A 24,026-nucleotide genomic window follows, 5' to 3' on the forward strand; every position below is an offset into this window, starting at 1 on the left:
AAGGCTCTTACGGGGCATCCGGAGGGAGTGGCGGGAGCGGCTCACCGCGCCGCTGTGGCCTCAGGGTCGGGCGGGAGCGCCGCCGGCCCTCTCAGGGTCTGTTTTCGGCCATGCGCGCCACGGTCGCCCGGAGGTCCCGGCGCGCCGGAAGGGCCGCGAATACGAGGACGGGCGGCGCTTCTGGATCTCAGAAGCGCCGCCCCGTCGACCGGCCCGGCCGGTCCTGGCTCGTCGGATGCGAGGTACAGGCTGGTTCAGCGGTCCTCGGTGTCGGCGTGCGCCGCCGGGGCGGACGTCAGCCGCTCGGTCTCATCCTGTATTTCCGCGGCGATCTTCTTGAGTTCCGGCTCGAACTTACGTCCGTGGTGGGCGCAGAAGAGCAGTTCACCGCCGCTCAGCAGGACGACGCGCAGATATGCCTGGGCGCCGCAACGGTCGCATCGGTCAGCGGCCGTCAGCGGGGTCGCGGGTGTCAGAACAGTAGTCACGTCGCCTCTTCTCTCAGCTCGACGAGCTGTCGTACCAGGGTCAACATCCAACCAGGCCGAAAACGTTCCCGCTCGCGGCTTTTCCTCGAAACTTCCTTCCGAAGCTGGCCGGCTGCTGCCGGTTGGCGGCGAAGGAGCCGTATTGCGTTGCTTTACGGTTTCGCGTTGTCAGTCGTTCGCTTGTCGCAGTTCGTCTGTCGCAGTTCGACCTCCCCGGCTCGAGTGCCGGTTGTGCATGAGGACGTGCCCGAACCCTAAATGGTTCATGCCTGGAAGGGAACGTGATGTTTGCTTCACCCCCTCGGGGGATCGAACACTCGTACGGATCTGTACTAGGCTGATCCCGCGCGAGGGTGGCGTTGCATCGGCTCTACCAGGCCTCGGTACCCTTCGACGGGCAACCGAGCCACCCTGCGCCCCGACGGGCCAGAGAAGAAATTCAGCGAGGAGCGAACTGCGTGACCGCCGACACGTCCGTGCCTTCCAGCGCGCTGCTGTCCGGAGCAGACCGGGACGGCTCCAACTACACCGCGCGGCACCTGCTCGTCCTCGAAGGCCTCGAGGCCGTCCGCAAGCGCCCCGGTATGTACATCGGGTCCACTGACAGCCGCGGCCTCATGCACTGCCTGTGGGAGATCATCGACAACGCCGTCGACGAGGCCCTGGCCGGCTACTGCGACCACATCGAGGTGGTCCTCCACGACGACGCCTCCGTCGAGGTCCGTGACAACGGCCGCGGCATCCCCGTCGACGTCGAGCCCAAGACCGGGCTGTCCGGCGTCGAGGTCGTCATGACCAAGCTGCACGCCGGCGGCAAGTTCGGCGGCGGCTCGTACGCGGCCTCCGGCGGTCTGCACGGCGTCGGCGCCTCCGTGGTCAACGCGCTCTCCTCCCGGCTCGACGTCGAGGTCGACCGCGGCAGCTCCACGCACGCGATCAGCTTCCGCCGCGGCGTCCCCGGGGTCTTCACCGAGCAGGGGCCGGACAGCCCGTTCGACCCGGCCAACGGCCTGCGCAAGATCAAGCGGATCGCCAAGGGCAAGACCGGCACCCGGGTCCGCTACTGGGCCGACCGGCAGATCTTCCTCAAGGACGCCCGGCTCTCCCTGGAGACGCTGTACCAGCGCGCCCGCCAGACCGCCTTCCTCGTCCCCGGCCTGACCATCATCGTGCGCGACGAGCGCGGCATCGACGGCGCCGGCAAGACCGAAGAGGTATTCCGCTTCGACGGGGGCATCAGCGAGTTCTGCGACTACCTCGCCCAGGACAAGGCCGTCTGCGACGTGCTGCGCCTGACCGGCCAGGGCACCTTCAAGGAGACCGTCCCCGTCCTCGACGAGCGCGGCCACATGACCCCCACCGAGGTCACCCGCGACCTCGGCGTGGACATCGCCCTGCGCTGGGGCACGGGCTACGAGAGCACCGTCAAGTCCTTCGTCAACATCATCGCCACGCCCAAGGGCGGCACCCACGTCACCGGCTTCGAGCGCTCGGTCACCAAGACCGTGAACGAGGTGCTGCGGTCGGCGAAGCTGCTGCGCGTCGCCGAGGACGACATCGTCAAGGACGACGCCATGGAGGGCCTGACCGCGGTCGTCACCGTCCGGCTGGCCGAGCCGCAGTTCGAGGGCCAGACCAAGGAGGTGCTGGGCACCTCGGCGGCCGCCAGGATCGTCGCCTCCGTCGTCGCCAAGGAGCTCAAGGCCTTCCTGACCTCCACCAAGCGCGACGACAAGCAGCAGGCCCGCGCCGTGATGGAGAAGATCGTCGCGGCGGCCCGGACCCGTATCGCGGCCCGCCAGCACAAGGAGGCGCAGCGGCGGAAGACGGCGCTGGAGACGTCCTCGCTGCCCGCCAAGCTGGCCGACTGCCGCAGCGACGATGTCGAGCGCAGCGAGCTCTTCATCGTCGAGGGCGACTCCGCACTCGGCACCGCCAAGCTGGCTCGGAATTCCGAATTCCAGGCGCTGCTGCCGATCCGCGGCAAGATTCTGAACGTCCAGAAGTCGTCGGTCTCGGACATGCTGAAGAACGCGGAGTGCGGCGCGATCATCCAGGTCATAGGGGCCGGCTCGGGCCGGACCTTCGACATCGACACCGCGCGGTACGGGAAGATCGTCCTGCTCGTCGACGCTGATGTGGACGGTGCGCACATCCGCTGCCTGCTGCTGACGCTCTTCCAGCGGTACATGCGGCCGATGGTCGAGGCGGGCCGGGTCTTCGCGGCCGTTCCGCCGCTGCACCGGATCGAACTCGTCCAGCCCAAGAAGGGCCAGGACAAGTACGTCTACACGTATTCCGACAACGAACTGCGCCAGACCCTGCTGGAATTCCAGCGGAAGAACATCCGCTACAAGGAATCGATCCAGCGCTACAAGGGTCTGGGCGAGATGGACGCGGACCAGCTGGCCGAGACCACCATGGACCCCCGCCACCGCACCCTGCGCCGGATCAACATCGGCGACCTGGAAGCGGCCGAGCAGGTCTTCGACCTGCTGATGGGCAACGAGGTGGCACCGCGCAAGGAGTTCATCACCAGCTCCGCCGCGACCCTGGACCGCTCGCGCATCGACGCCTGACCGCTCGACCGCTCGACGCCCGACCGCCCGGGGCGGCGGCCGGCACCGTACCCGGGTGCAGGCTGCCGCTCCGTCGGCTTACCCCCGGCGCCGGCACGCCCCTCCGGGGGTTCCGGCGCCCCGGAATTCCCGGTTCATCACCTGTTGGAGTGAAGAGCGCCGATACGCCGGTCCGGAAACCGCCCATTCCGCTCATCCTTGTGCCCACGCAGCCGATGCGGCAGCGGACAAGGAGAGTTCGGTGGACAAGCACGAAGGTCCCAATGCCGGAACGATCCGGCTCGACGACCCCTGGTACGACGCCCTCGCCGTCGGCTGGGGCGAGGGCGAGGGCGGGTACGAGGACACGCCGCCGCGGCGGGGGGGCGGGGGGGGGGGGGGCGCGGCCCAGAAGGCAGAAAAAGGTTACCTGGGGGGGGAGCAGAGGGGCGCCTTTCCAAAGAGCAGAAAAAGACAACGCCCCCAACACCCTGGGCGCCACCCTTTCGTGGGGGGGGGGAGGGAGGGCGGGGGGGGGGACGAGCACACGCCGCCCCCGCCCCCCGCCGGTGCCGGCGGGCCCGCGCCCGAGACGGCCGACAGCGTCTATCTGGAGGTGCAGCGCAGCGCCGCTTTCCAGGAGGTCCGCAGCCGCTACCGGGGGTTCGTCGTCCCCGCGACCGCCGGATTCCTCCTCTGGTACGTGGCCTACGTGGTCGCGGCGACGGCGGCCCCCGGCCTCATGGCCCGGCCCGTCGTCGGCGCGGTCAACGTGGCCCTGCTGGCCGGTCTCGGGCAGTTCCTCAGCACCTTCCTGCTGACCTGGGCGTACGCCCGGCACGCGCGCAGGCGCCGGGACCAGGCCGCGCTGGACCTGCGCTGGACGGTCTTCGAACAGAACCGGGAGCAGGCACGGGCGGCCCGGAACCGGAACCGGGAGGCCGGCCGGTGACCGCCGAGCACCAGACCCTCGCGCTGATCCTGTTCAGCCTCTTCATCGCGGCCACCCTGGGCATCACCACGTGGGTCAGCCGCAACCGGCACGGCTCGGCCGAGGAGTTCTACGCGGGCGGGCGGCTCTTCTCCCCTCTGGAGAACGGTTTCGCCATCGCCGGCGACTACATGTCCGCCGCTTCCTTCCTCGGTATCTCCGGCCTCATCGCCCTGTTCGGCTACGACGGGCTGCTGTACTCGGTGGGCTTCCTCGTCGCCTGGCTCGTCGTCCTGTTCCTGGTCGCCGAACTGGTACGCAACTGCGGGCGCTTCACCCTCGCCGACGTCGTCGCCGCGCGGATGCGCGAGCGGCCCGTCCGGATCGCCGCCGGCACCGCCTCGGTCACCGTCTCGGTGCTCTACCTCGTCGCGCAGATGGTCGGCGCCGGCAGCCTCGTGGGACTGCTGCTCGGGGATTCGGGCACCACCACCCGGACGCTCACCGTGATCGCGGTCGGGGCGCTCATGGTGGTCTACGTGTCCTTCGGCGGGATGCGGGCCACCACCTGGATCCAGATCGTGAAGGCCGTCCTGCTCATGGGCGGGGCCGTCGCCCTCACCGTCCTCGTCCTGGTCCGCTTCCACGGCAACGTCGACCTGCTGCTGACGAGTGCCGCCGAACGCAGCGGGCACGGGCCGCGGTTCCTCGGCCCGGGGCTCAAGTACGGCGGCGACTGGACCGCCCGCTTCGACTTCATGAGCCTCGGCCTGGCGCTGGTCCTCGGCACGGCCGGGCTCCCGCACATCCTGTCGCGCTTCTACACGGTGCCGACCGCACGGGCCGCCCGCCGATCGGTGGTGTGGGCGATCGCCCTGATCGGCGGCTTCTACCTGATGACCATCGTGCTCGGCTTCGGGGCGGCCGCGCTGGTCGGCCCGGACGAGGTACGGGCCTCCAACGCCTCCGGGAACACGGCGGTTCCGCTGCTCGCGGCCCACCTGGGCGGCGGCGCCGACTCCACCGGGGGCGCGGTGCTGTTCGCGCTGGTGGCGGCGATCGCCTTCGCCACCATCCTGGCCGTGGTCGCCGGTATCACCCTTGCCTCCTCGGCCTCGGTCGCCCACGACCTGTACGCCTCGCTCAAGCGCCGCCACACGCGGCAGCGCAGCGAGGTCGCGGTGGCCAAGGCCGCGGCCGTCGGGATCGGGGCCGTCACGATCGCCCTCGGACTGCTGGCCCAGGACCTGAACGTGGCGTTCCTGGTCGGGCTCGCCTTCGCGGTGGCGGCCTCGGCGAACCTGCCCGTGCTGCTGTACTCGCTGTTCTGGAGCGGCTTCACCACGCGGGGCGCCGTCTGGTCGGTGTACGGGGGGCTGGTCCCGGCGGTGCTGCTGGTGGTCCTCTCGCCGGTGGTCTCCGGCAGCCCGGACGCCCTCTTCCCCGGCGTGGACTTCCAGCTCTTCCCGTTGCAGAACCCCGGCCTGGTCTCGATCCCGCTGGGCTTCCTGGCCGGCTGGGCGGGCACCGTCACCTCGGCCGAGGAGCCCGACGCGGTCCGGCACGCGGAAACGGAGGTCCGCTCCCTGACCGGGGCCGGTGCCGTCTGACTCTCCGCGCGGCGGGCGGGGACGGGACGGGTCATGGGCCGTCGGACGGCAGCCAGGAGTAGAGGTGTTCCGGGCGGCCCGTTTCGCCGTAGCGCAGGGCCAGGGTGACCCGGCCCGTGCGGTCCATGAGCTTGAGGTAGCGCTGGGCGGTCTGGCGGCTGATGCCGGCCCGGTCGGCGATCTGCTGCGTCGACAGGGGGCCTTCGGCGGAGCGGAGGACGCGGCGGACCAGTTCCGCGGTCGTGGGGGAGTGCCCCTTGGGCAGTTCGTTGGGGGAGCCTGCCGCGGCCAGGGCGCCGAAGAGCCGGTCCACCTCGGCCTGTTCGGCCTCGCCGCCGGTCTCCAGGGTGCGGCGCAGGGTCCCGTACGCCTCCAGCCGGGCCCGCAGGCCGGCGAAGGTGAACGGCTTGACCAGGTACTGGAGGGCGCCGAGGCGCATCGCGGCCTGGACGGTGGCCAGGTCGCGCGCGGCGGTCACCATGATCACGTCGGTGCGGTGGCCGAGCTGGCGCAGCCGCCGGACCAGGTCCAGGCCGCTGCCGTCCGGGAGGTAGTGGTCCAGGAGGATCAGGTCCACCGGGTGGGAGGCGAGGAAGCCCAGTGCCTCGGCCGCCGAATGAACCCGGGCCGCGGCATGGAATCCGGGAACCTTCGCCACGTACGCCGCGTTGATACGGGCAACACGCATGTCGTCGTCGACGACCAATACGTGGATCGGGGACTCGCTCATCTCAGGGCCTCCGGGAGTACGACGGAGAACTCCGCCCCTCCGTCCGCTGCTTCGCCGGCCCGGGCCGTGCCGCCCTGCCGCTCCGCGAGGCGGCGTACCAGGGCCAGCCCCAGGCCGCGTTCGCGGTGGGCCGAGGGCTGCTTGGTCGACCAGCCCTCGGTGAATATCTCCTCGCGGCGGGCGGCCGGGACGCCGGGTCCGCTGTCGCGTACGAGGAGGATCGCCGTACGGCCCTCGCAGCGCAGCTCGACCTCCACCAGGGGCGCGGCCGATCCGGCCGCCGCGTCCAGGGCGTTGTCCACGAGGTTGCCGGTGATGGTGACGAGGCCGCCGGGGTCGACGAGGCGGTCCGGCAGGAACGTGGTGTCGGCGAGGCGCAGGGGGACGCCGCGCTCGGCCGCGACGGTCGCCTTGCCCACCAGGAGGGCGGCCAGCAGGGGGTCGCGGACCTTCTCGGTGACCTGTTCGGCGGTGCTGCGGTGGCCGCCGACGACCTCGGCCACGAACTCCACCGCCTCCTCGTGCAGGCCGAGCTCCAGCAGGCCGAGGAGGGTGTGGAGGCGGTTGGCGTGCTCGTGGTCCTGTGCGCGGAGGGCGTCGATCAGGCCCTGGGTGGAGTCGAGCTCGCGGCGCAGGTGCTCCAGCTCGGTGCGGTCGCGCAGGGTGGCCACGGCGCCGCCGTCCTCCGTGGGCATCCGGTTGGCGACGAGGACCCGGGAGCCCTGGACGGTGAGCAGGTCCCGGCCCGTGACCCGGCCGGTGAGGACGTCGGTGGTGCGGCCCTCGCCGAGCACCTCCTCGAGCGGGCTGCCGGCCAGGGTGCCTGCGCTGTCCGGTGCGAGGCCCAGCAGGCGGGCGGCCTCGTCGTTGACCAGCCGGATCCGGCCGGCCCGGTCGAGGGCGATCACTCCTTCGCGGATGGAGTGCAGCATGGCCTCGCGCTCGGCGAGCAGTCCGGCGATATCGGAGAAGGCCAGGTCGCGGGTCTGCCGCTGGATGCGGCGGGACAGCAGGTAGGCGGCGAGGGCGCCTGCGGCCAGCGCGCCGCCCGCGTACGCCAGCAGGCCCGGGATGGCGCCGAGCAGCCGGTCGCGGACGCTGTCGTAGGCGATGCCGACGGAGACGGCGCCGACGATCTCGCCGTCGGCGGCGACCAGCGGGACCTTGCCGCGGGCGGTGCGGCCCAGGGTTCCCTCGTCGATCTCCATGACCTCGCGGCCGGCGAGGGCGTCGCTCGGGTCGGTGGAGACGGGCAGGCCGATCCGGCCGGGGGAGGGGTGCGAGCGGCGGATCCCGTCGAGGTCCATGACGACCACGTACTCGGCGCCCGTGGCCCGGCGGATCCGCTCGGCCCCGGCCTGTACGGGGCCGTCCGCCACCGGGCCCGACTCCAGCAGGCCGGCGGCCAGGGACGGGTCGGTGGCGGCGCTCTGGGCGATGGCCAGGGCGCGGCGCATGGCCTGGTCGTCGAGCTGCGCGCTGAGCGGGGCCAGGAAGAGCCCCGTGGCCAGCACGGCGACGCCGGCGGCGATGGCCAGCTGGGTGAGCAGGATCTGCGAGACGGCCCGTCTGGGCAGCCCGAGCCGCCGAGTGCTCATGGAGAGGAACCGCATGACCAGCAACGGTAGGTCGGCTTCGGCACAAGTGGAATGGATCCCCGTGGGCCGGGTGCCGGCTGTGGCCCACGGCACGTCCCGAGTCCCTGTGCTTCCGGCCGCGGGTCGGCCGGGCCCGGTCGCCGTCCCCGCGGAGCCCGTCAGGGCATCGGCTGCGGCGGGCGGGCGCCCCGGTACTGCCCGCTCGGCCGCATGCGCAGCGGCCGCTCCTGGTACTCCTCCTGGGCGTGCGCCATCCAGCCCGCGGTCCGGGCCACGGCGAACACGGTCTCCCCGGCCTCCGCCGGCATGCCGCCGGACACCGTCAGCACCGCCAGGGCCAGGTCCACGTTGGCGTGCAGCCCGCCCTGCCGCGCGGCCGTCGTGGCGACCAGCTCCCGGGCGGCCGCCAGCGCCGGCCCGGCCGCCGGCACGCCCTCCAGCCGGGCGAACAGGGCCGTGGCCCGGGGGTCCTCGCCCTCGTACAGCCGGTGCCCGAACCCGGGGACGCGCCGTCCGGCGCGCAGGTGGTCGGCGACGACGGGTGCGGCCGCGCCCCGCTCCAGGACCTCCGCCAGCGTCCGGTGGGCGAGCCGCCCGGCCGCGCCGTGCAGCGGCCCTTCGAGGACGCCCAGTCCCGCCGAGACCGCCGCGTACGGGTGGGCCCGCGCCGAGGCGGCGACCCGTACGGCCAGGGTGGAGGCGGCCAGGTCGTGGTCGATGAGCAGGGCGAGGGCCAGGTCGAGGGCGTCCAGGGCGGCCGGTTCCGGCTCCCGGTCGGTCAGCCGGGGCCACAGCCGCTCCGCCAGCAGCCCGCTCTCCGGGCCCCCGGCCCGCTCCCCGCCCGGGCCCCCGGCCGGCTCGCCGTCCTGGGTGCCGGCCGGGGCACCGGGCTCCCGCCCCACCACGGGAAGGGCGCCGACCAGCGTCGGGATCAGGCACCGGGCGGAGCCGAGCACGGCCTCCGCCGACAGGTCGAAGCGCAGCGGGTCCGCCACCGCGGCCGCGGCGGTGGCCACCCGCAGCCGGTCGATCGGCCCGGCGTGCTCGGACAGGGCGGCCACGGCACGGCGGGCGGCCGCGAGCTGCCCGTCAGGAGCCGTGAAGCGGGCCCCGCGCGGCAGGGACCCCGTCCAGAGCCACTCCGCGACCTCCTCGTAGCAGTACCGCGAGGCCAGCTCGACGGCGTCCACGCCGCGGAACCAGTACCGGTCGGGCTCGATCAGGGTGAGCGAGGTCCGCACGGAGAGTTCGCCGCCCGCGGGCGCCGCGGCCTCGCGTCGGCTGCGCCGGGCCAGGGCCTCCACCTCGGCCGCGTCGAAGGTGCTGCCGCGGCCCACGGCGTCGCGGCGGCTGGTGAGCAGGCCGCGGCTGACGTACGCGTACACGGTCGCGGGCTTCACCCCCAGCAGCTCCGCCGCCTGCCGGGTGGTGAGCCGTCGTTCGCCGTGCACCTGGTCGTCCATGACGGCCACTCTATACATCTTGATTCAATCAACATTGACAAGGATTGAATCCATCATGGATGGTCGATTCATGAATACCGTCGTTGATGTGCCCCGCGGACTCGCGGGTGTCGTGGTCACCGAGACCGGGCTCGGTGACGTCCGAGGCCGCGAGGGCTTCTACCACTACCGCCAGTACTCCGCCGTCGAGCTCGCCGAGAGCCGCAGCTTCGAGGACGTCTGGCACCTGATGTTCCGCGGCACCCTGCCGGCCGACGCCGCCGAGCAGGCCGCCTTCGCCGCCGAGATCGCCCCGCTGCGCCGCCTGCCCGCCGAGGTGCGGGGCGCCCTGCCCGCCCTCGCCCGGGCCACCGCGCTCTCCGGCCCCCTCGCCGGACTGCGGACCGCGCTCTCCCTGCTGGGCGCCTCCGCCGGCTTCCGGCCCGTGTACGACCTCGACCCCGAGCGGCGGGCCGCCGACGCGCTGGCCGCCTGCGCCGCCGTACCGACCCTGCTCACCGCCCTGCACCGGCTCGGGCAGGGGCTGGAACCGGTCGAGCCGCGCGACGACCTCCCGTACGCCGCGAACTACCTGTACATGCTCACGGGCCGGGAGCCGGACCCGGTCCGGGTACGGGCGGTCGAGCGGTACCTGATCTCCACCGTCGACCACGGCTTCAACGCCTCGACCTTCACCGCCCGCGTCATCGCCTCCACCGGCGCGGACGTCGCCGCCTGCCTCACCGGCGCGGTCGGCGCGCTCTCCGGGCCGCTGCACGGCGGCGCCCCCAGCCGGGCCCTGGACACCCTGGACGCCATCGGGACGACCGACCGCATCGACCCCTGGATCCGCGAGCGGGTGCACGCCGGGGACCGGATCATGGGCTTCGGCCACCCCGTCTACCGCACCGAGGACCCGCGCTCGCGGATGCTGCGCGGCATCGCCCTCCGGTTCGGCGGGCCGCTCGTGGACTTCGCCGTGGAGGTCGAGCGGCAGGTCGAGGCGATCCTCGCCGAGCTCAAGCCGGGCCGGGAGCTCCACACGAACGTCGAGTTCTACGCGGGCGTGGTGATGGAGCTGTGCGGACTGCCGCGCGAGATGTTCACCCCGACGTTCTGCGCGGCCCGCGTGGTCGGCTGGAGCGCGAACGTCCTGGAACAGGCCGCCGACTCGAAAATCATCCGTCCGGCCGCCCGCTACGCCGGGCCGCCGCCGCCCCAGCCGGTTCCGCTTCCGGCCTGAGTACGATCGGCCTGGTGAACAGCAGCCAGCCCGACCGGTCCGTCACGCCCATCCCCGTCGTCGTCCTCGCCGGATTCCTGGGATCCGGCAAGACGACCCTGCTCAACCACCTCCTGGCCAACCGCGGCGGCACCCGGATCGGCGTCGTCGTCAACGACTTCGGGTCCATCGAGATCGATGCGATGTCGGTGGCCGGCCAGGTCGGCGACTCGATGGTCTCCCTCGGCGGCGGCTGCCTGTGCTGCGCCGTCGACGGCAGTGAGCTCGACGCGTACCTGGAGAAGCTCTCCGCACCCGTCCACCGCATCGATGTGATCGTCATCGAGGCGAGCGGGCTGGCCGAGCCCCAGGAGATGATCCGGATGCTGGTGGCCAGCGAGAACCCGGCGATCCGGTACGGCGGCCTGGTGGAGGTGGTGGACGCGGCCGAGTTCGACGGCACCCGGTCCCGCCACCCGGAGACCGACCGCCACCTCGCGGCCGCGGACCTGGTGGTGCTGAACAAGACCGACCGGGTCGACGAGGCCGAGCGCGCCCGGATCGAGGCCGAGCTGGCCGCCCTGTGCCCGGGCACCCCCGTCGTCGCCGCCGACCACGGCCGCATCGAACCGGAGCTGCTCTTCGACCGCCGGCCGTGGACCGAGACGCGGGGCCAGCTGTCCTTCGAGGACCTCATCGCCGAGGCCCGGGACGCCGGCCATGGCGACGTCGGCGGCACCGGCGACGTCAGCGGCGCGGACGGCACCGGCGGCGCGGAGCACAGCGGGTGCACGGGCCATTGCGGCCACGCCCACACGCTGTACGAGAGCACGGAGTTCGTGTCCGAGCAGGCCCTCAGCCCGCGCCGGTTCATCGACTTCCTCGACAGCCGTCCGGCCGGGCTCTACCGGATCAAGGGTTTCGTCTACTTCGGCGTGCCCGGCCACGAGGAGCGCTACGAGGTCCACGCGGTCGGCCGGTTCCTCCGCTTCGCCCCGGGCCCCTGGGGCCGGGACGAGCCGCGCCTGACCCGGCTCGTCCTGATCGGGTCCGGCACGGACGGCCCCGCCCTGCGGCGCGGGCTGGAGTCCTGCCGCGAGCCGTCGCCGCAGGACGCGGGCCCGGAGGCCATGTGGGGCGTCCTGCGGTACGTCGCCCGGCCCCCGCGGACCGGGGGCGAGGACGGGAACGTCGACGGCGACGGGGCCGGGGCGGCCGAGGACGGGTTCGAGGACCCCGTCGAGGATCCGGACGGGACCGGCTTCGACGCGGAGCACGACCCCGGGTTCGGGGCCTCACAGCCCGCGGAGGTCTGAGCGGCCGCGAAGCCCCCGAAGGCGCCCCCCGAAGGCGCCCCGCCGACCGCACTCAGGCGACCTCGACGCCGTGTTCGCGCAGGAGGTCCACCAGGCCGCCGCGGTAGCCCTTGCCGCCCGCCACGAAGTCCCAGTCGCCGTTGGCGCGGCGCCGGAACGAGCCCAGGACCAGGGCGGTTTCGCCCGGGCGGCCGTCGGAGACGTCCAGCCGGCCGAGCTCCGCGCCGTCGGCGGACAGCAGCCGGATCCGGGCGTCGGTGAAGCCGGCCAGGTCGGCGTGCGGATCGGCCTCCGGGTCGACCGCGGCGACCAGGACCAGCCGGTCCGCGGACTGCGGCAGCGCGTCGAAGGAGACCTCCAGCGCGGCCTTGTCGGGTGCCGTGTGCGCGCGGGCCCGCACGGAACCGTCCGGGGTCCGCGGGTTGTTGAAGAAGACGAAGTGGTCCTCGCTCAGCACCCGGCCGCCCTGGCAGACCAGCGCGCACACGTCCAGCACGACCCGGCCGGCCCAGGACATGCCCAGCACGTTGTGGTCCGGGGCAGCGGCATCGGTGGCGGCGGCGTTCTCGACTGCCGGTCCGGCTGCCCGTCGGCCCGGAGCACCGACCGCGGAGCCCTCGGCCGGGCCGAGGCGCCCCCGCAGCCCGTGCTGGTGCAGCAGGTCCACCAGGTCGGTCCCGGGAACCAGTTCCAGCGGCTTGCCGTTGGCAAAGGTGTACGACCCGGGCCCGAAGGACGCGGTGGTGACCAGCACCCCCTTGTTCGCCCCCTTGTCCTGGACCGTGCCGTACAGGTCACGCACGGCCGTCGGCGGCACGGTGTTGCGGTAGCGCTTGACCTGCACCACGATCCGGCCGCCCCGGATCGGGGCCGGGTCCAGCGCCTCCACGTCCACCCCGCCGTCACCCGACCGCTGCGTGGTCACCGCCTCCATGCCCATCGCCCGGAACAGCTCCGCGACCAGGTTCTCGAAGTCGATCGGGTCCATCATGAAGAGATCCGGCTCGTCCTCGTCCGTGTCGCCCGCGCCGCCGTGGCTGACGACACCTCCGCCCACCTCGTCGGGTCGGCGCCCGGGGCGCACCGCCGTCAGCTGGTCGGGGCGCGCCGACAACTGCCCGCCCAACCCCGATACCAGACAATCCACCGCGCTGACCTGCTCCAGCCGCAGCCCCGCGAAAGCGCTGCGCGCCGCCGGCACCGTGGAGAGCACGAACCGCGCCTCCTGCCCCGTCGCCGGGTCGTGGCAGTCCACGAAGCCGTTGACCACGACCGAGTCCAGGACGCCGAATTCGTCCGCCGCGTACAGCTCGCGCACCACCAGCAGCATGCACTGCGCCAGCAGGTCCCGGTAGAGCGCCCGCCGCTCTGTGACGGGGCGGGGCCTCACCTTGTCCTGATCCGTACTCGGCAGGTACTGCACCGCCCTGGCCTCGGGCACCACCGCGTACCCGGGCAGCTCCCAGTCCAGCACCAGCTGGCGCGCTGCAGGGTCGTACGCGGCCGCCAGCTGCCTCGGCAGCGCCTCGGGCCAGGCCGTCGAGGCGTACAGGGCGGCCGAGAAGTACTCCACGGCCGCCTCGGCATCGCCCGAACGCAGGGCGTCGGCCAACTCCGCGACGCCGCTGTTGTGCGCCCGTACCCCGGCGAGCTGCTCCGCCGCCCACCGGTCGTACTGCTGCCGGTACGCCGCCAGCTGCTGCCGGCGCTGCGCCTCCGCGGCGTTCGCGGCCTGCCAGGCCTGGGTGTACCGGGCGTGTGCCTCCCGCTCCGCCTGCGCCCGGTGGTTCGAGCCGAGCGTCCAGCCACTGCTCTGCCGCTGGAAGTCCTCGATGCGGGGCATCGGCACCGGCTGCGCCAGAGCCCCGGGGTTGAACGGCTCCAGCTGCTCGGACCGGATCAGGGAGGCCATCCGGAACGCCGGCGCCCGGCAGCCCGCGACCAGCAGGCCCTTGAGGGCGGCAACCTCGGCGTCGAGCTGCGCGGTCCGCCGCAGGGCCTCGGCCTCGCGGTACTGCCGGTGGCTCCGGTTCGCCTCGCGTTCGTGGGCCCGCTGTCGGCGCGCGGCCTCCCGCTGCTGGATCAGCTGCGTCTGCTGCTGTCGGCGCTGGGCCTCGGCCCAGTCCCCGATCAATCCGACCGACCGACGACTCATCAGCTGTGTACTCCCCCCACCAACGCCCAGAGGGAAAACACTAGTCGGCATTCGGGTGGTACGTCCCCCGGGCCGCACCACCCGAATGCCTTCGTACGTCCCTACAGCGCGGCGCCCGCCAGCACGGCGACCGCCGCGGGCAGCACGACCCCCGAGCCGTCGCGGCGCGGGTCCACGGCCGGCAGTTCGGCCGGGGCGCCGTTCGCCGCCGCGGCACGGGCCGGTGCGTTGCCCGCCCACGCCAGCGTCAGCAGCTCCTCGCCCTTCAGGAACCGCTGGCAGCGCACGCCGCCGGTGGCCCGGCCCTTGCGCGGGAACTGGTCGAACGGCGTCAGCTTCCCGGACTGCACCGACCCGTCCAGCGTCCCCTGCGAGCCGGCCACCGTGAACACCAGGGCGTCCCGCGAGGGGTCCACCGCCGAGAAGTGGATCACCTTGGCCCCGGCGGAGAGCTTGATGCCCGCCATGCCGCCGGCCGGGCGGCCCTGCGGGCGCACCTGGCCCGCCGGGTAGCGCAGCAGCTGGGCGTCGTCGGTGATGAAGACCAGGTCCTCCTCGCCCGTGCGCAGCTCGACCGCGCCGACGATGCGGTCGCCCTCCTTGAGGGTGATGACCTCCAGCTCGTCCTTGTTGGCCGGGTAGTCGGGCACGACCCGCTTGACGACACCCTGCTCGGTGCCGAGCGCCAGGCCCTGCGAGGACTCGTCCAGCGAGGTCAGGCAGACCACCTTCTCGTCGGGCGCCAGCCCGGAGAGGAACTCCGCCAGCGGGGCCCCGCCGGCCAGGTTCGGTGCGGCGTGCGTGTCCGGCAGCTGCGGCAGGTCGATCACCGCCAGCCGCAGCAGCCGCCCGTGGGAGGTGACCGCGCCGACGTCGCCGCGGGCCGTGGCCGCCACCTGCGAGACGATCAGGTCGTGCTTCGCGCGGGCGGCGCCCTCCTCCGCGACCACCGGGTCGGCGGTGGCCGTCCGTGCGAGCAGGCCCGTCGAGGACAGCAGGACGCGGCACGGGTCGTCCGCGACCTCCAGCGGGACCGCCGCGACCGAGGCGCCCGCCGACTCCAGCAGGACCGTACGCCGCTCGGTGCCGAACTTCTTCGCGACCGCGGCCAGCTCCGAGGAGACCAGCTTGCGCAGCTCGGCGTCGGACTCCAGGATCCGGGTCAGCTCCTCGATCTCGACGGTCAGGCGGTCGCGCTCGGACTCCAGCTCGATGCGGTCGAAGCGGGTCAGCCGGCGCAGCGGGGTGTCCAGGATGTACTGGGTCTGGACCTCGCTCAGCGAGAAGCGCTCCATGAGCCGCTCCTTCGCCTGGGCCGAGTTGTCGCTGTCCCGGATGATCCGGATGACCTCGTCGATGTCGAGGAGGGCCACCAGCAGGCCCTCGACCAGGTGCAGCCGGTCGCGGCGCTTTCCGCGGCGGAACTCGCTGCGCCGGCGCACGACCTCGAAGCGGTGGTCGAGGTAGACCTCGAGCAGCTCCTTCAGCCCCAGCGTCAGCGGCTGGCCGTCGACCAGGGCGACGTTGTTGATGCCGAAGGACTCCTCCATCGGCGTCAGCTTGTAGAGCTGCTCCAGGACGGCCTCCGGGTGGAAGCCGTTCTTGATCTCGATGACCAGGCGCAGGCCGTGGGCGCGGTCCGTGAGGTCCTTGACGTCGGCGATGCCCTGGAGCTTCTTCGAGCCGACCAGGTCCTTGATCTTCGCGACGACCTTCTCGGGGCCGACCGTGAAGGGGAGTTCGGTGACGACCAGCCCCTTGCGGCGCGCGGTCACGTCCTCCACCGACACCGTCGCGCGGATCTTGAAGGTGCCACGGCCGTTCTCGTACGCGTCCTTGATCCCCGACAGGCCCACGATCCTGCCGCCGGTGGGCAGGTCGGGACCCGGCACGAAGCGCATCAGCGCCTCGAGGTCCGCGTGCGGGTAGCGGATCAGGTGGCGGGCCGCCGCGATGACCTCGCCCAGGTTGTGCGGGGGCATGTTGGTGGCCATGCCGACCGCGATCCCGGAGGCGCCGTTGACCAGCAGGTTCGGGTATGCGGCGGGCAGCGCGACCGGCTCCCGCTCCTGGCCGTCGTAGTTGGCGGTGAAATCGACGGTGTCCTCGTCGATCGACTCCGTCATCAGCGAGGTGGCGTCCGCCATGCGGCACTCGGTGTAGCGCATGGCGGCCGGCGGGTCGTCGTTGCCCAGCGAGCCGAAGTTGCCGTGGCCGTCGACCAGCGGGAGCCGCATGGAGAAGGGCTGCGCCATGCGCACGAGGGCGTCGTAGATCGACGCGTCGCCGTGCGGGTGCAGCTTGCCCATGACCTCGCCGACGACGCGGGCGCACTTCACGTAGCCCCGGTCGGGCCGAAGGCCCATCTCGTTCATCTGGTAGACGATGCGCCGGTGTACCGGCTTCATGCCGTCCCGGGCGTCGGGCAGGGCGCGGGAGTAGATCACCGAGTACGCGTACTCGAGGAAGGAGCCCTGCATCTCGTCGACGACGTCGATGTCGAGGATGTTCTCCTCGAACTCCTCCGGCGGCGGGGTCTTCGTGCTGCGGCGGGCCATCGCTGCGCGGCTCCTTAACCAAGAAAGAATGGTGTGCTGGGGGGTCTGGCTGGGTCGGACGGGTCTGCTGGGTCGGGTGGGTCGGGCGGATCGGGCGGGTTCGGTGACAGGGGCTGACGTGGAGCGTCCCGACCATTGTGGCCCGTGGCACCGACAGGCCCGACTCCGACCCAGGCGTCGCGCCGGGAACTTCCCCGGTGCCCGACGCGCTTGCATACAGTGGCAGGTCTGACGGAATTCTCTGCATCGCGATCGAAGGGACCACATGCCCATGGGTCACACGGCCACAGCCCAGGCCGGCTCCGGCGGCCTGACAGCGACGGAACACCGGCTGGCCAACGGCCTGCGCGTGGTGCTGTCCGAGGATCACCTGACGCCGGTCGCCGCGGTCTGCCTCTGGTACGACGTCGGCTCGCGGCACGAAGTCAAGGGACGTACGGGTCTGGCTCACCTCTTCGAGCACCTGATGTTCCAGGGCTCCGCGAGCGTACCCGGCAACGGCCACTTCGAGATGGTCCAGGGTGCGGGCGGGTCCCTGAACGGCACGACGAGCTTCGAGCGCACCAACTACTTCGAGACCATGCCGGCCCACCAGCTGGAGCTCGCGCTGTGGCTGGAGGCGGACCGGATGGGCTCGCTCCTGGCCGCCCTGGACGACGAGTCCATGGAGAACCAGCGCGACGTCGTCAAGAACGAGCGCCGCCAGCGCTACGACAACGTCCCCTACGGCACGGCGTTCGAGCGGCTCACCGCGCTCGCCTACCCCGAGCCGCACCCGTACCACCACACCCCGATCGGCTCGATGGCCGACCTGGACGCGGCCTCGCTGGAGGACGCGCGCGCGTTCTTCCGCACCTACTACGCGCCCAACAACGCGGTGCTGTCGGTCGTCGGCGACATCGACCCGGCCCAGACGCTCGCCTGGATCGAGAAGTACTTCGGCACCATCCCGTCCCACGACGGCAAGCTGCCGCCGCGCGACGGCACGCTCCCGGACACCATGGGCGGCGAGCAGCGCGAGGAGATCGTCGAAGACGTCCCCGCCCGCGCGCTGATGGCCGCCTACCGGCTCCCGCACGACGGCACCCGCGAGTGCGACGCCGCCGACGTGGCCCTGACCATCCTGGGCGGCGGCGAGTCCTCCCGCCTGCACAACCGCCTGGTACGCCGCGACCAGACGGCCGTCGCGGCCGGCTTCGGCATGCTCCGCCTGGCCGGCGCGCCCTCCCTGGGCTGGCTGGACGTGAAGACCTCCAGCGGGGTCGAGGTGCCCGCCATCGAGGCGGCCGTGGACGAGGAGCTCGCGCGGTTCGCCGCCGAGGGCCCGACCGCCGAGGAGATGGAGCGCGCGCAGGCCCAGCTGGAGCGCGAGTGGCTGGACCGGCTGGGCACGGTGGCCGGCCGCGCCGACGAACTGTGCCGCTTCGCGGTGCTGTTCGGCGACCCGCAGCTGGCGCTGACCGCCGTCCGGCGGCTCCTCGACATCACCGCCGAGGAGGTGCAGGCCGTGGCCGCGGCCCGGCTGCGCCCCGACAACCGCGCGGCGCTGGTGTACGAGCCCCTGGCGGCCGACGCCGCTGACGCCGCCGAAGGCGCCGACGACTCCGATGCGACCGAGAACGAGAACGAGGGGGCGGAGCAGTGAGCGACACCGCAGCCGTCACGATGACCTTCCACCCGCGGCCCCAGGCCGGGCAGCCCCGGCCGTGGGCCTTCCCGGCCCCCGAGCGCGGCTCCCTGGCCAACGGCCTGACCGTGCTGCGCTGCCACCGGCCGGGCCAGCAGGTGGTGGCCGTCGAGATCAACCTCGTCGCCCCGCTGGACGCCGAACCCGAGGGCATGGACGGCGTGGCGACGATCATGGCCCGCGCCCTGTCGGAGGGCACCGACAAGCACACCGCCGAGGAGTTCGCCGCAGCGCTGGAGCGCTGCGGTGCCACCCTCGACGCGCACGCCGACCACCCGGGCGTGCGCGTCTCGCTGGAGGTCCCCGCCTCCCGGCTGCCGAAGGCCCTGGGCCTGCTCGCCGAGGCCCTGCGGGCGCCCGCCTTCGCCGACAGCGAGGTCGACCGCCTGGTGCGCAACCGCCTCGACGAGATCCCGCACGAGCTGGCCAACCCGCAGCGACGCGCCGCCAAGGAGCTCTACCGCCAGCTCTTCCCGGCCGGCCTGCGGATGTCCCGCCCGCGCCAGGGAACCGAGGAGACGGTGGCCCGGATCGACTCCGCGGCCGTGCGCGCCTTCTACGAGGCCCACATGCGCCCCGCCACCGCGACCGCGGTGGTCGTCGGCGACCTGACCGGCATCGACCTGGACGCCGTCCTGGCGGACACCCTGGGCGCCTGGACCGGCACCGCGGGCCGGCCGGCGGAGGTGCCGCCGGTGACCGCCGACGACACCGGCCGCGTGATCATCGTCGACCGTCCCGGAGCGGTCCAGACGCAGCTGCTCATCGGCCGGGTCGGGCCGGACCGGCACGACACCGTGTGGGCGGCCCAGGTGCTGGGCACGTACTGCCTGGGCGGCACCCTCACCTCGCGCCTGGACAAGGTGCTGCGCGAGGAGAAGGGCTACACCTACGGCGTGCGCGCCTTCGGCCAGGTGCTGCGCTCCACGGCCGACGGCCGGGGCGCCTCGATGCTCGCCATCAGCGGCTCGGTGGACACCCCCAACACCGGCCCGGCCCTGGACGACCTGTGGAAGGTGCTGCGCACCCTCGCCGAGGGCGGCCTGACCGATGCCGAACGGGACGTCGCCGTGCAGAACCTGGTGGGCGTGGCCCCGCTGAAGTTCGAGACGGCCGCGGCCGTCGCCGGCACGCTGGCGGACCAGGTGGAGCAGGAGCTGCCGGACGACTACCAGGCGCAGCTGTACGCGCAGTTGGCCGCGACCGGCACGGTGGAGGCGACCACGGCGGTCGTCAAGGCCTTCCCGGTGGACCGCCTGGTCACCGTGCTGGTGGGTGACGCCTCGCAGATCGAGGAGCCGGTGCGGGCGCTCGGGATCGGCGAGGTCACCGTCGTCGGCAACTGACGCGGTTCACTGCCCGTCGGCAAGTGGCGGGCGATTCAAGGGGCTTCGGCGGCTTGTCCGCCGGAGCCCCTTATGTCTGTTTGGTCCGGAGGTTGGCTTATGCGGTGTGGCGTGCGCAACAAAAGGCCGTGACCATTTGGTGATTGACGAATGATCCGCCTAGCGTCGGCCGTGCTGTCCGTCAGTTGGTACGCGCCGCACCCGCGGCACCGGGCAGCGATCGCCGAGTCCCCGTCAGGCGCGAGCCCTGGGGAGCCGGGGACCCACACGTCCCTGGGGTGAATCGGGCCGCCTCGCCAGAGGGGCCCGTAGGAGACCTTCCTGCTCCGAACCCGTCAGCTAACCCGGTAGGCGAGAAGGAAGGAAAGGATCAGCCTCCTCATGGCCTTTGGCAGCCGTGCCTCCGGCAAGCACCGTGGTTCCAGCCGTCTGAGCCGCAAGACCGCCGGTTACGCCGGCGTGGCCGCCCTCGCGACCACCGGTGTCGTGGGCACGCTCGCGGGCCCGGCGTTCGCCGCTTCGGACAAGGCCCCCTCCAGCGAGGACACCGGCCTGAACGCGGTCGTCACCGCCGCCGACGTCGCGGGCGACGTCGAGGCCCAGGCCCAGGCCCAGCAGGCCGCCGCCGAGGCCGCCGCCGCTAAGGAGAAGGCCGAGGCCGACGCGAAGGCCCGGGCCGCCGAGGCCAAGCAGAAGGCCGAGGAGAAGGCGAAGGCCGAGCGCGAGGCCGCCGAGCGCGCCGCCCGCGAGGAGGAGCGCAAGCGCCTCAACACCTTCGTCTCCCCGCTCGACGACTCCTACGTCTCCACCCAGTACCGCGCGGGCGGCGGCATGTGGTCCTCCGGCAGCCACACCGGCATCGACTTCCACGCCGCCTCCGGCACCTCGGTGCGCGCGGTGGGCGTCGGCACCGTCGTCGAGGCCGGCTGGGGCGGCGCGTACGGCAACAACGTCGTCATCAAGCACGCCGACGGCACGTACACGCAGTACGGCCACCTGTCCTCGCTGAGCGTCTCCGTCGGCCAGCAGGTCACCCCCGGCCAGCAGATCGGCCTGTCGGGCTCCACCGGCAACTCCAGCGGCCCGCACCTGCACTTCGAGGCCCGCACCGGCGCCTCGTACGGCTCCGACATCGACCCGATCGCGTACCTGCGCCAGCACGGCGTCGCCCTCTGATCCGAGCGCGTACGCACCCACGCTCCGCCCGAAGGCCCCGGCTCACCGAGCCGGGGCCTTCGGCGTGGCTCGCGGCGGCCGCAAATACCCCCGATTTCCGACCCCGCTCGGAAAATTCCGCCGGTTGCAATAGAGTCCCCGTACGATCCCAGTACGGTCACGGCATTGTCGCCGGCAATCGGAAAACAAGCGGAGGTCCGGTCTTGCGTATTCCCGCGCACGCGGTATGCACTGCAATCCGCGACGACATCGTCTCCGGGGTGTTCGAACCGGGCGGCAGGCTGACCGAGGAGGTGCTGGCCCGCCGCTACGGCGTGTCGCGCGTCCCGGTCCGCGAGGCGCTGCGGACCCTGGAGTCCGAGGGCTTCGTGATCACCCGTCGCCACGCGGGCGCCTGCGTCGCCGAGCCCACCGAGCAGGAGGCGGCCGATCTGCTGGAGCTGCGGATGCTGCTGGAGCCGCTGGCGGCCTCGCGGGCCGCCCGCCGGCGCACGGAGGGCCACCTCAAGGTGCTGCGCGGGCTGGTCAGGCTGGGTCAGGAGCGGGCCAGGCAGGGGCGGGGCGAGGACCTGCGGGCGCTGGGCAGCTGGTTCCACGAGACCCTGGCGCAGGCCTCCGCCAGCCCCGGGCTGGTCGCGCTGCTCACCCAGATGCGGCACAAGGTCGCCTGGATGTACACCGTGCAGGCCCCGGCCCGGCCGGTGGAGTGCTGGGCCGAGCACGGCGCGATCGTGGACGCGGTGGCGCGCGGGGACGCCGAGCGCGCGAAGGCGCTGACGGCGGTCCACGCCGACCGGACGACCGGGGCCTACCGGCTGCGGGTGAGGACTTCGCAACCTGCCGTAAACACGGCGAGCGGTTCCCATTAACAGAAACGGCGTATGAATGGGGGTGTCAATGGGGGACGCCGCCGTGCCCCGGCTTTTCCGGTTGCGGCATTTCCCCCGCCGGTTATGTGAATTCCCTTGCCCGTCCGGAATTCGCGGGCGGGGGCAGTGTGTGAATAAAACGGCGAAGCCGCGGTCCGGAAATGGTCCGGATGCCGCGGCTTCGCCGTTCGCGCGGTGCGAACCCGAAGGATCAGACGGTCTCGGGGAGCTCCTCCAGCCCCTCGGCAACCAGCTTCGCGAGGCGGTCCAGCGCCACCTCGGCACCCTCGGCCTCGGACGCCAGGACGATCTCCTCGCCGCCCTGGGCGCCCAGGCCCAGCACCGCCAGCATGGAGGCGGCGTTGACGGGGTTCCCGTCGGCCTTCGCGATGGTCACCGGGACGCCGGAAGCGGTCGTGGCGCGGACGAAGATCGAGGCGGGACGGGCGTGCAGGCCCTCGGCCCAGCCGACGTTGACGCGGCGCTCTGCCATGGTGATGCCCTTCAGGTTCTCACGGTTGTCTAGACCAGTCTCTCACGACGCCCCGAGTGCTCCGGCCGACCTCCCGCCCGGTTCTCCCGCCGCTCGACGTACCCCAGCTTGCACCGGTTTGAACGGCGTTTCCGTATGCGCCGCGCAGGGGGCTGTCCTGCCCGTCCTGGGCTTAGGATCACCGCATGACCACCGCGTCGGACCCCTCGTACCCGGCCCACTGGGAGGCCGACGTCGTCCTGCGGGACGGCGGCACCGCCCGGATCAGGCCCATCACCACGGAGGACGCGGGGCGGCTGGTCAGCTTCTACGACCAGGTCTCCGACGAGTCGAAGTACTACCGCTTCTTCGCCCCCCACCCCCGGCTCTCCGACCGCGACGTGCACCGCTTCACGCACCACGACTACGTGGACCGCGTCGGCCTCGCGGCCACCGTCGGCGAGGAGTTCATCGGCACCGTCCGCTACGACCGCATCGGCCCCGACGGCCGCCCCGCCTCCGCCCCCGCCGACGAGGCCGAGGTCGCCTTCCTCGTCCAGGACGCCCACCAGGGCCGCGGCGTCGCCTCCGCACTGCTGGAGCACATCGGCGCGGTTGCCCGGGAGCGGGGCATCCGCCGGTTCGCGGCCGAGGTGCTGCCCGCCAACACCAAGATGATCAAGGTGTTCACGGATGCCGGCTACCAGCAGAAGCGCAGCTTCGAGGACGGCTCCGTCCACCTCACCCTCGACCTCGAACCCACCGCCGAGTCCCTGGCCGTACAGCGCGCCCGCGAACAGCGCGCCGAGGCCCGCTCCGTGCAGCGGCTGCTGGCACCCGGCTCGGTCGCGGTGGTCGGAGTCAGCCGCTCCGGCGCCGGCGTCGGCGCGGCGGCCCTGCGCAACCTGCGCGACAGCGGCTTCCGCGGCCACCTCTACGCCGTGAACGAGGCGCGCGCCCCCGGCATCGAAGGGGACCTGCTGGAGGGTGTACGGGCCTACCGCTCGCTCCGCGACATCGACGCCCCGGTCGACCTCGCGGTCGTCGCGGTCCCCGCCGAGCGCGTCCCGCAGGTGGTGGCCGACTGCGGCGAGCACGGCGTCCAGGGGCTCGTCGTCCTGTCCGCCGGATACGGGGAGAGCGGCCCGGCCGGGCTGGACCGGCAGCGCGAACTGGTCCGCCAGGTGCGCTCGTACGGGATGCGGCTGATCGGGCCGAACGCCTTCGGTGTGATCAACACGGCCCCGGAGATCGCCCTCAACGCCTCGCTCGCCCCCGTGCCGGCGCCCGTCCCCGGCCGGATCGGCCTGTTCACGCAGTCCGGCGCGATCGGCATCGCGCTGCTGTCCGCGCTGCTGCGGCGCGGCGAGGGGCTCTCGTCCTTCGTCTCCGCCGGCAACCGGGCGGACGTCTCCGGCAACGACATCCTCCAGTACTGGTACGAGGACGAGGCCACCGACGTGGCCCTGATGTACCTCGAAACCCTCGGCAACCCGCGGAAGTTCACCCGGCTCGCGCGCCGCACCGCCGCCGTCAAGCCGGTCGTCGTCGCCAAGGGCGGCCGCCACACCCCGGCCGGCCACGTGGTCCCCGGGACCAGGCTGCCGGAGACCACCGTCTCGGCGCTGCTGCGGCAGGCCGGCGTGATCCGGGTCGACACGGTGACCGAGCTGGTGGACGTCGGGCTGCTGCTCGCCTCGCAGCCGGTGCCGGCCGGCCCGCGCGTGGCCGTCCTCGGCAACTCGGAGTCCCTCGGCTTCCTCACCTACGACGCCTGCCTCGCCCAGGGGTTGCGGCCCGGCGCCCCGCTCGACCTGACCACCGCGGCCTCCCCGGCGGACTTCGGCCGGGCCGCGGCCGGCGTTGCC

At 72.8% G+C, this 24,026-nt stretch carries 16 protein-coding genes, 1 pseudogene and 1 riboswitch; of the genes and pseudogenes, 10 read left to right on the plus strand and 7 right to left on the minus strand.

The window, feature by feature from the left end:
- Positions 1 to 254: 254 nt before the first annotated feature.
- Positions 255 to 488, minus strand: a complete 234-nt coding sequence (locus AC068A_RS24150; protein WP_114054552.1) for a DUF7455 domain-containing protein — start codon at positions 486 to 488, stop codon at positions 255 to 257.
- A 458-nt stretch (positions 489 to 946) separates the two neighbouring features.
- Between AC068A_RS24150 and AC068A_RS24155 the strand changes: the two genes are divergently transcribed.
- From AC068A_RS24155 to AC068A_RS24165, 3 genes are all read left to right on the plus strand, one after another.
- Entirely contained in the window at positions 947 to 3,067 is a 2,121-nt protein-coding gene (locus tag AC068A_RS24155; RefSeq protein ID WP_478588068.1) for a DNA gyrase/topoisomerase IV subunit B, read from the plus strand.
- A 241-nt stretch (positions 3,068 to 3,308) separates the two neighbouring features.
- Positions 3,309 to 3,998, plus strand: coding sequence for a DUF485 domain-containing protein (locus tag AC068A_RS24160; protein ID WP_478588070.1), 690 nt, complete (start codon positions 3,309 to 3,311; stop codon positions 3,996 to 3,998).
- Positions 3,995 to 5,587 carry a solute symporter family protein gene (locus AC068A_RS24165; protein WP_478588071.1) on the plus strand — a complete coding sequence of 531 codons (1,593 nt, stop codon included), beginning with the start codon at positions 3,995 to 3,997 and terminating at the stop codon, positions 5,585 to 5,587. The genes AC068A_RS24160 and AC068A_RS24165 overlap by 4 nt, the downstream gene beginning before the upstream one ends.
- 31 nt (positions 5,588 to 5,618) lie before the next feature.
- Here AC068A_RS24165 and AC068A_RS24170 read toward each other — a convergent pair whose 3' ends face one another.
- The 3 genes from AC068A_RS24170 to AC068A_RS24180 all read right to left on the minus strand — a co-directional run bounded on the left by AC068A_RS24170 (position 5,619) and on the right by AC068A_RS24180 (position 9,378).
- The gene (locus AC068A_RS24170; protein WP_478588073.1) at positions 5,619 to 6,317 is read right to left on the minus strand and encodes a response regulator; all 699 of its coding nucleotides are present in this window, start codon (positions 6,315 to 6,317) and stop codon (positions 5,619 to 5,621) included.
- Entirely contained in the window at positions 6,314 to 7,930 is a 1,617-nt protein-coding gene (locus AC068A_RS24175; RefSeq protein ID WP_478588075.1) for an ATP-binding protein, read from the minus strand. The genes AC068A_RS24170 and AC068A_RS24175 overlap by 4 nt, the downstream gene beginning before the upstream one ends.
- 143 nt (positions 7,931 to 8,073) lie before the next feature.
- Positions 8,074 to 9,378, minus strand: a complete 1,305-nt coding sequence (locus AC068A_RS24180) for a citrate synthase (protein ID WP_478588077.1) — start codon at positions 9,376 to 9,378, stop codon at positions 8,074 to 8,076.
- Between the two features lie 55 nt (positions 9,379 to 9,433).
- Between AC068A_RS24180 and AC068A_RS24185 the strand changes: the two genes are divergently transcribed.
- Positions 9,434 to 10,600, plus strand: a complete 1,167-nt coding sequence (locus tag AC068A_RS24185) for a citrate synthase (RefSeq protein WP_478588079.1) — start codon at positions 9,434 to 9,436, stop codon at positions 10,598 to 10,600.
- A gap of 14 nt (positions 10,601 to 10,614) precedes the next feature.
- Entirely contained in the window at positions 10,615 to 11,895 is a 1,281-nt protein-coding gene (locus AC068A_RS24190) for a CobW family GTP-binding protein (protein WP_478588081.1), read from the plus strand.
- Between the two features lie 52 nt (positions 11,896 to 11,947).
- Here the strand turns inward: AC068A_RS24190 and AC068A_RS24195 are convergent, their stop codons facing one another.
- Both AC068A_RS24195 and AC068A_RS24200 read right to left on the minus strand, forming a co-directional pair.
- On the minus strand, positions 11,948 to 14,050 hold the full coding sequence (locus AC068A_RS24195) for a restriction endonuclease (protein ID WP_478588083.1): 2,103 nt from the start codon (positions 14,048 to 14,050) through the stop codon (positions 11,948 to 11,950).
- Positions 14,051 to 14,151: 101 nt separating this feature from the next.
- Positions 14,152 to 16,608, minus strand: coding sequence for a DNA gyrase/topoisomerase IV subunit A (locus AC068A_RS24200; RefSeq protein WP_478588085.1), 2,457 nt, complete (start codon positions 16,606 to 16,608; stop codon positions 14,152 to 14,154).
- Between the two features lie 265 nt (positions 16,609 to 16,873).
- Between AC068A_RS24200 and AC068A_RS24205 the strand changes: the two genes are divergently transcribed.
- The 4 genes from AC068A_RS24205 (at position 16,874) to AC068A_RS24220 (ending at position 21,686) form a co-directional block, all read left to right on the plus strand.
- On the plus strand, positions 16,874 to 18,253 hold the full coding sequence (locus AC068A_RS24205; protein WP_478588087.1) for a M16 family metallopeptidase: 1,380 nt from the start codon (positions 16,874 to 16,876) through the stop codon (positions 18,251 to 18,253).
- Positions 18,254 to 18,273: 20 nt separating this feature from the next.
- Positions 18,274 to 19,641 carry a M16 family metallopeptidase gene (locus AC068A_RS24210; RefSeq protein ID WP_478588148.1) on the plus strand — a complete coding sequence of 456 codons (1,368 nt, stop codon included), beginning with the start codon at positions 18,274 to 18,276 and terminating at the stop codon, positions 19,639 to 19,641.
- Between the two features lie 211 nt (positions 19,642 to 19,852).
- Positions 19,853 to 20,009: riboswitch (cyclic di-AMP (ydaO/yuaA leader) on the plus strand.
- Between the two features lie 13 nt (positions 20,010 to 20,022).
- Positions 20,023 to 20,817 carry a M23 family metallopeptidase gene (locus tag AC068A_RS24215; RefSeq protein ID WP_478588089.1) on the plus strand — a complete coding sequence of 265 codons (795 nt, stop codon included), beginning with the start codon at positions 20,023 to 20,025 and terminating at the stop codon, positions 20,815 to 20,817.
- 203 nt (positions 20,818 to 21,020) lie between these two features.
- Complete coding sequence (locus tag AC068A_RS24220; protein ID WP_478588091.1) at positions 21,021 to 21,686, plus strand: GntR family transcriptional regulator; 666 nt, start codon at positions 21,021 to 21,023, stop codon at positions 21,684 to 21,686.
- 211 nt (positions 21,687 to 21,897) lie between these two features.
- On the opposite strand, the gene AC068A_RS24225 is transcribed toward AC068A_RS24220, so the two are convergent.
- Entirely contained in the window at positions 21,898 to 22,179 is a 282-nt protein-coding gene (locus AC068A_RS24225) for an HPr family phosphocarrier protein (protein ID WP_478588093.1), read from the minus strand.
- Positions 22,180 to 22,364: 185 nt separating this feature from the next.
- Here AC068A_RS24225 and AC068A_RS24230 point away from each other — a divergent pair.
- Positions 22,365 to 24,017, plus strand: a pseudogene (locus AC068A_RS24230) (GNAT family N-acetyltransferase); the annotation flags it as partial.
- Positions 24,018 to 24,026: the final 9 nt, after the last annotated feature.

This window comes from Streptomyces sp. NPDC043854 (assembly GCF_056436005.1).

Excerpts from the sequence above, each read along its gene's own strand:
- AC068A_RS24175 (WP_478588075.1), bottom strand. The coding sequence starts at position 7,930 with ATGCGGTTCCTCTCCATGAGCACTCGGCGGCTCGGGCTGCCCAGACGG.
- AC068A_RS24185 (WP_478588079.1), top strand. The coding sequence starts at position 9,434 with ATGGATGGTCGATTCATGAATACCGTCGTTGATGTGCCCCGCGGACTC.
- AC068A_RS24215 (WP_478588089.1), top strand. The coding sequence starts at position 20,023 with ATGGCCTTTGGCAGCCGTGCCTCCGGCAAGCACCGTGGTTCCAGCCGT.
- AC068A_RS24205 (WP_478588087.1), top strand. The coding sequence starts at position 16,874 with ATGCCCATGGGTCACACGGCCACAGCCCAGGCCGGCTCCGGCGGCCTG.
- AC068A_RS24200 (WP_478588085.1), bottom strand. The coding sequence starts at position 16,608 with ATGGCCCGCCGCAGCACGAAGACCCCGCCGCCGGAGGAGTTCGAGGAG.
- AC068A_RS24170 (WP_478588073.1), bottom strand. The coding sequence starts at position 6,317 with ATGAGCGAGTCCCCGATCCACGTATTGGTCGTCGACGACGACATGCGT.
- AC068A_RS24195 (WP_478588083.1), bottom strand. The coding sequence starts at position 14,050 with ATGAGTCGTCGGTCGGTCGGATTGATCGGGGACTGGGCCGAGGCCCAG.
- AC068A_RS24225 (WP_478588093.1), bottom strand. The coding sequence starts at position 22,179 with ATGGCAGAGCGCCGCGTCAACGTCGGCTGGGCCGAGGGCCTGCACGCC.
- AC068A_RS24210 (WP_478588148.1), top strand. The coding sequence starts at position 18,274 with ATGACCTTCCACCCGCGGCCCCAGGCCGGGCAGCCCCGGCCGTGGGCC.
- AC068A_RS24180 (WP_478588077.1), bottom strand. The coding sequence starts at position 9,378 with ATGGACGACCAGGTGCACGGCGAACGACGGCTCACCACCCGGCAGGCG.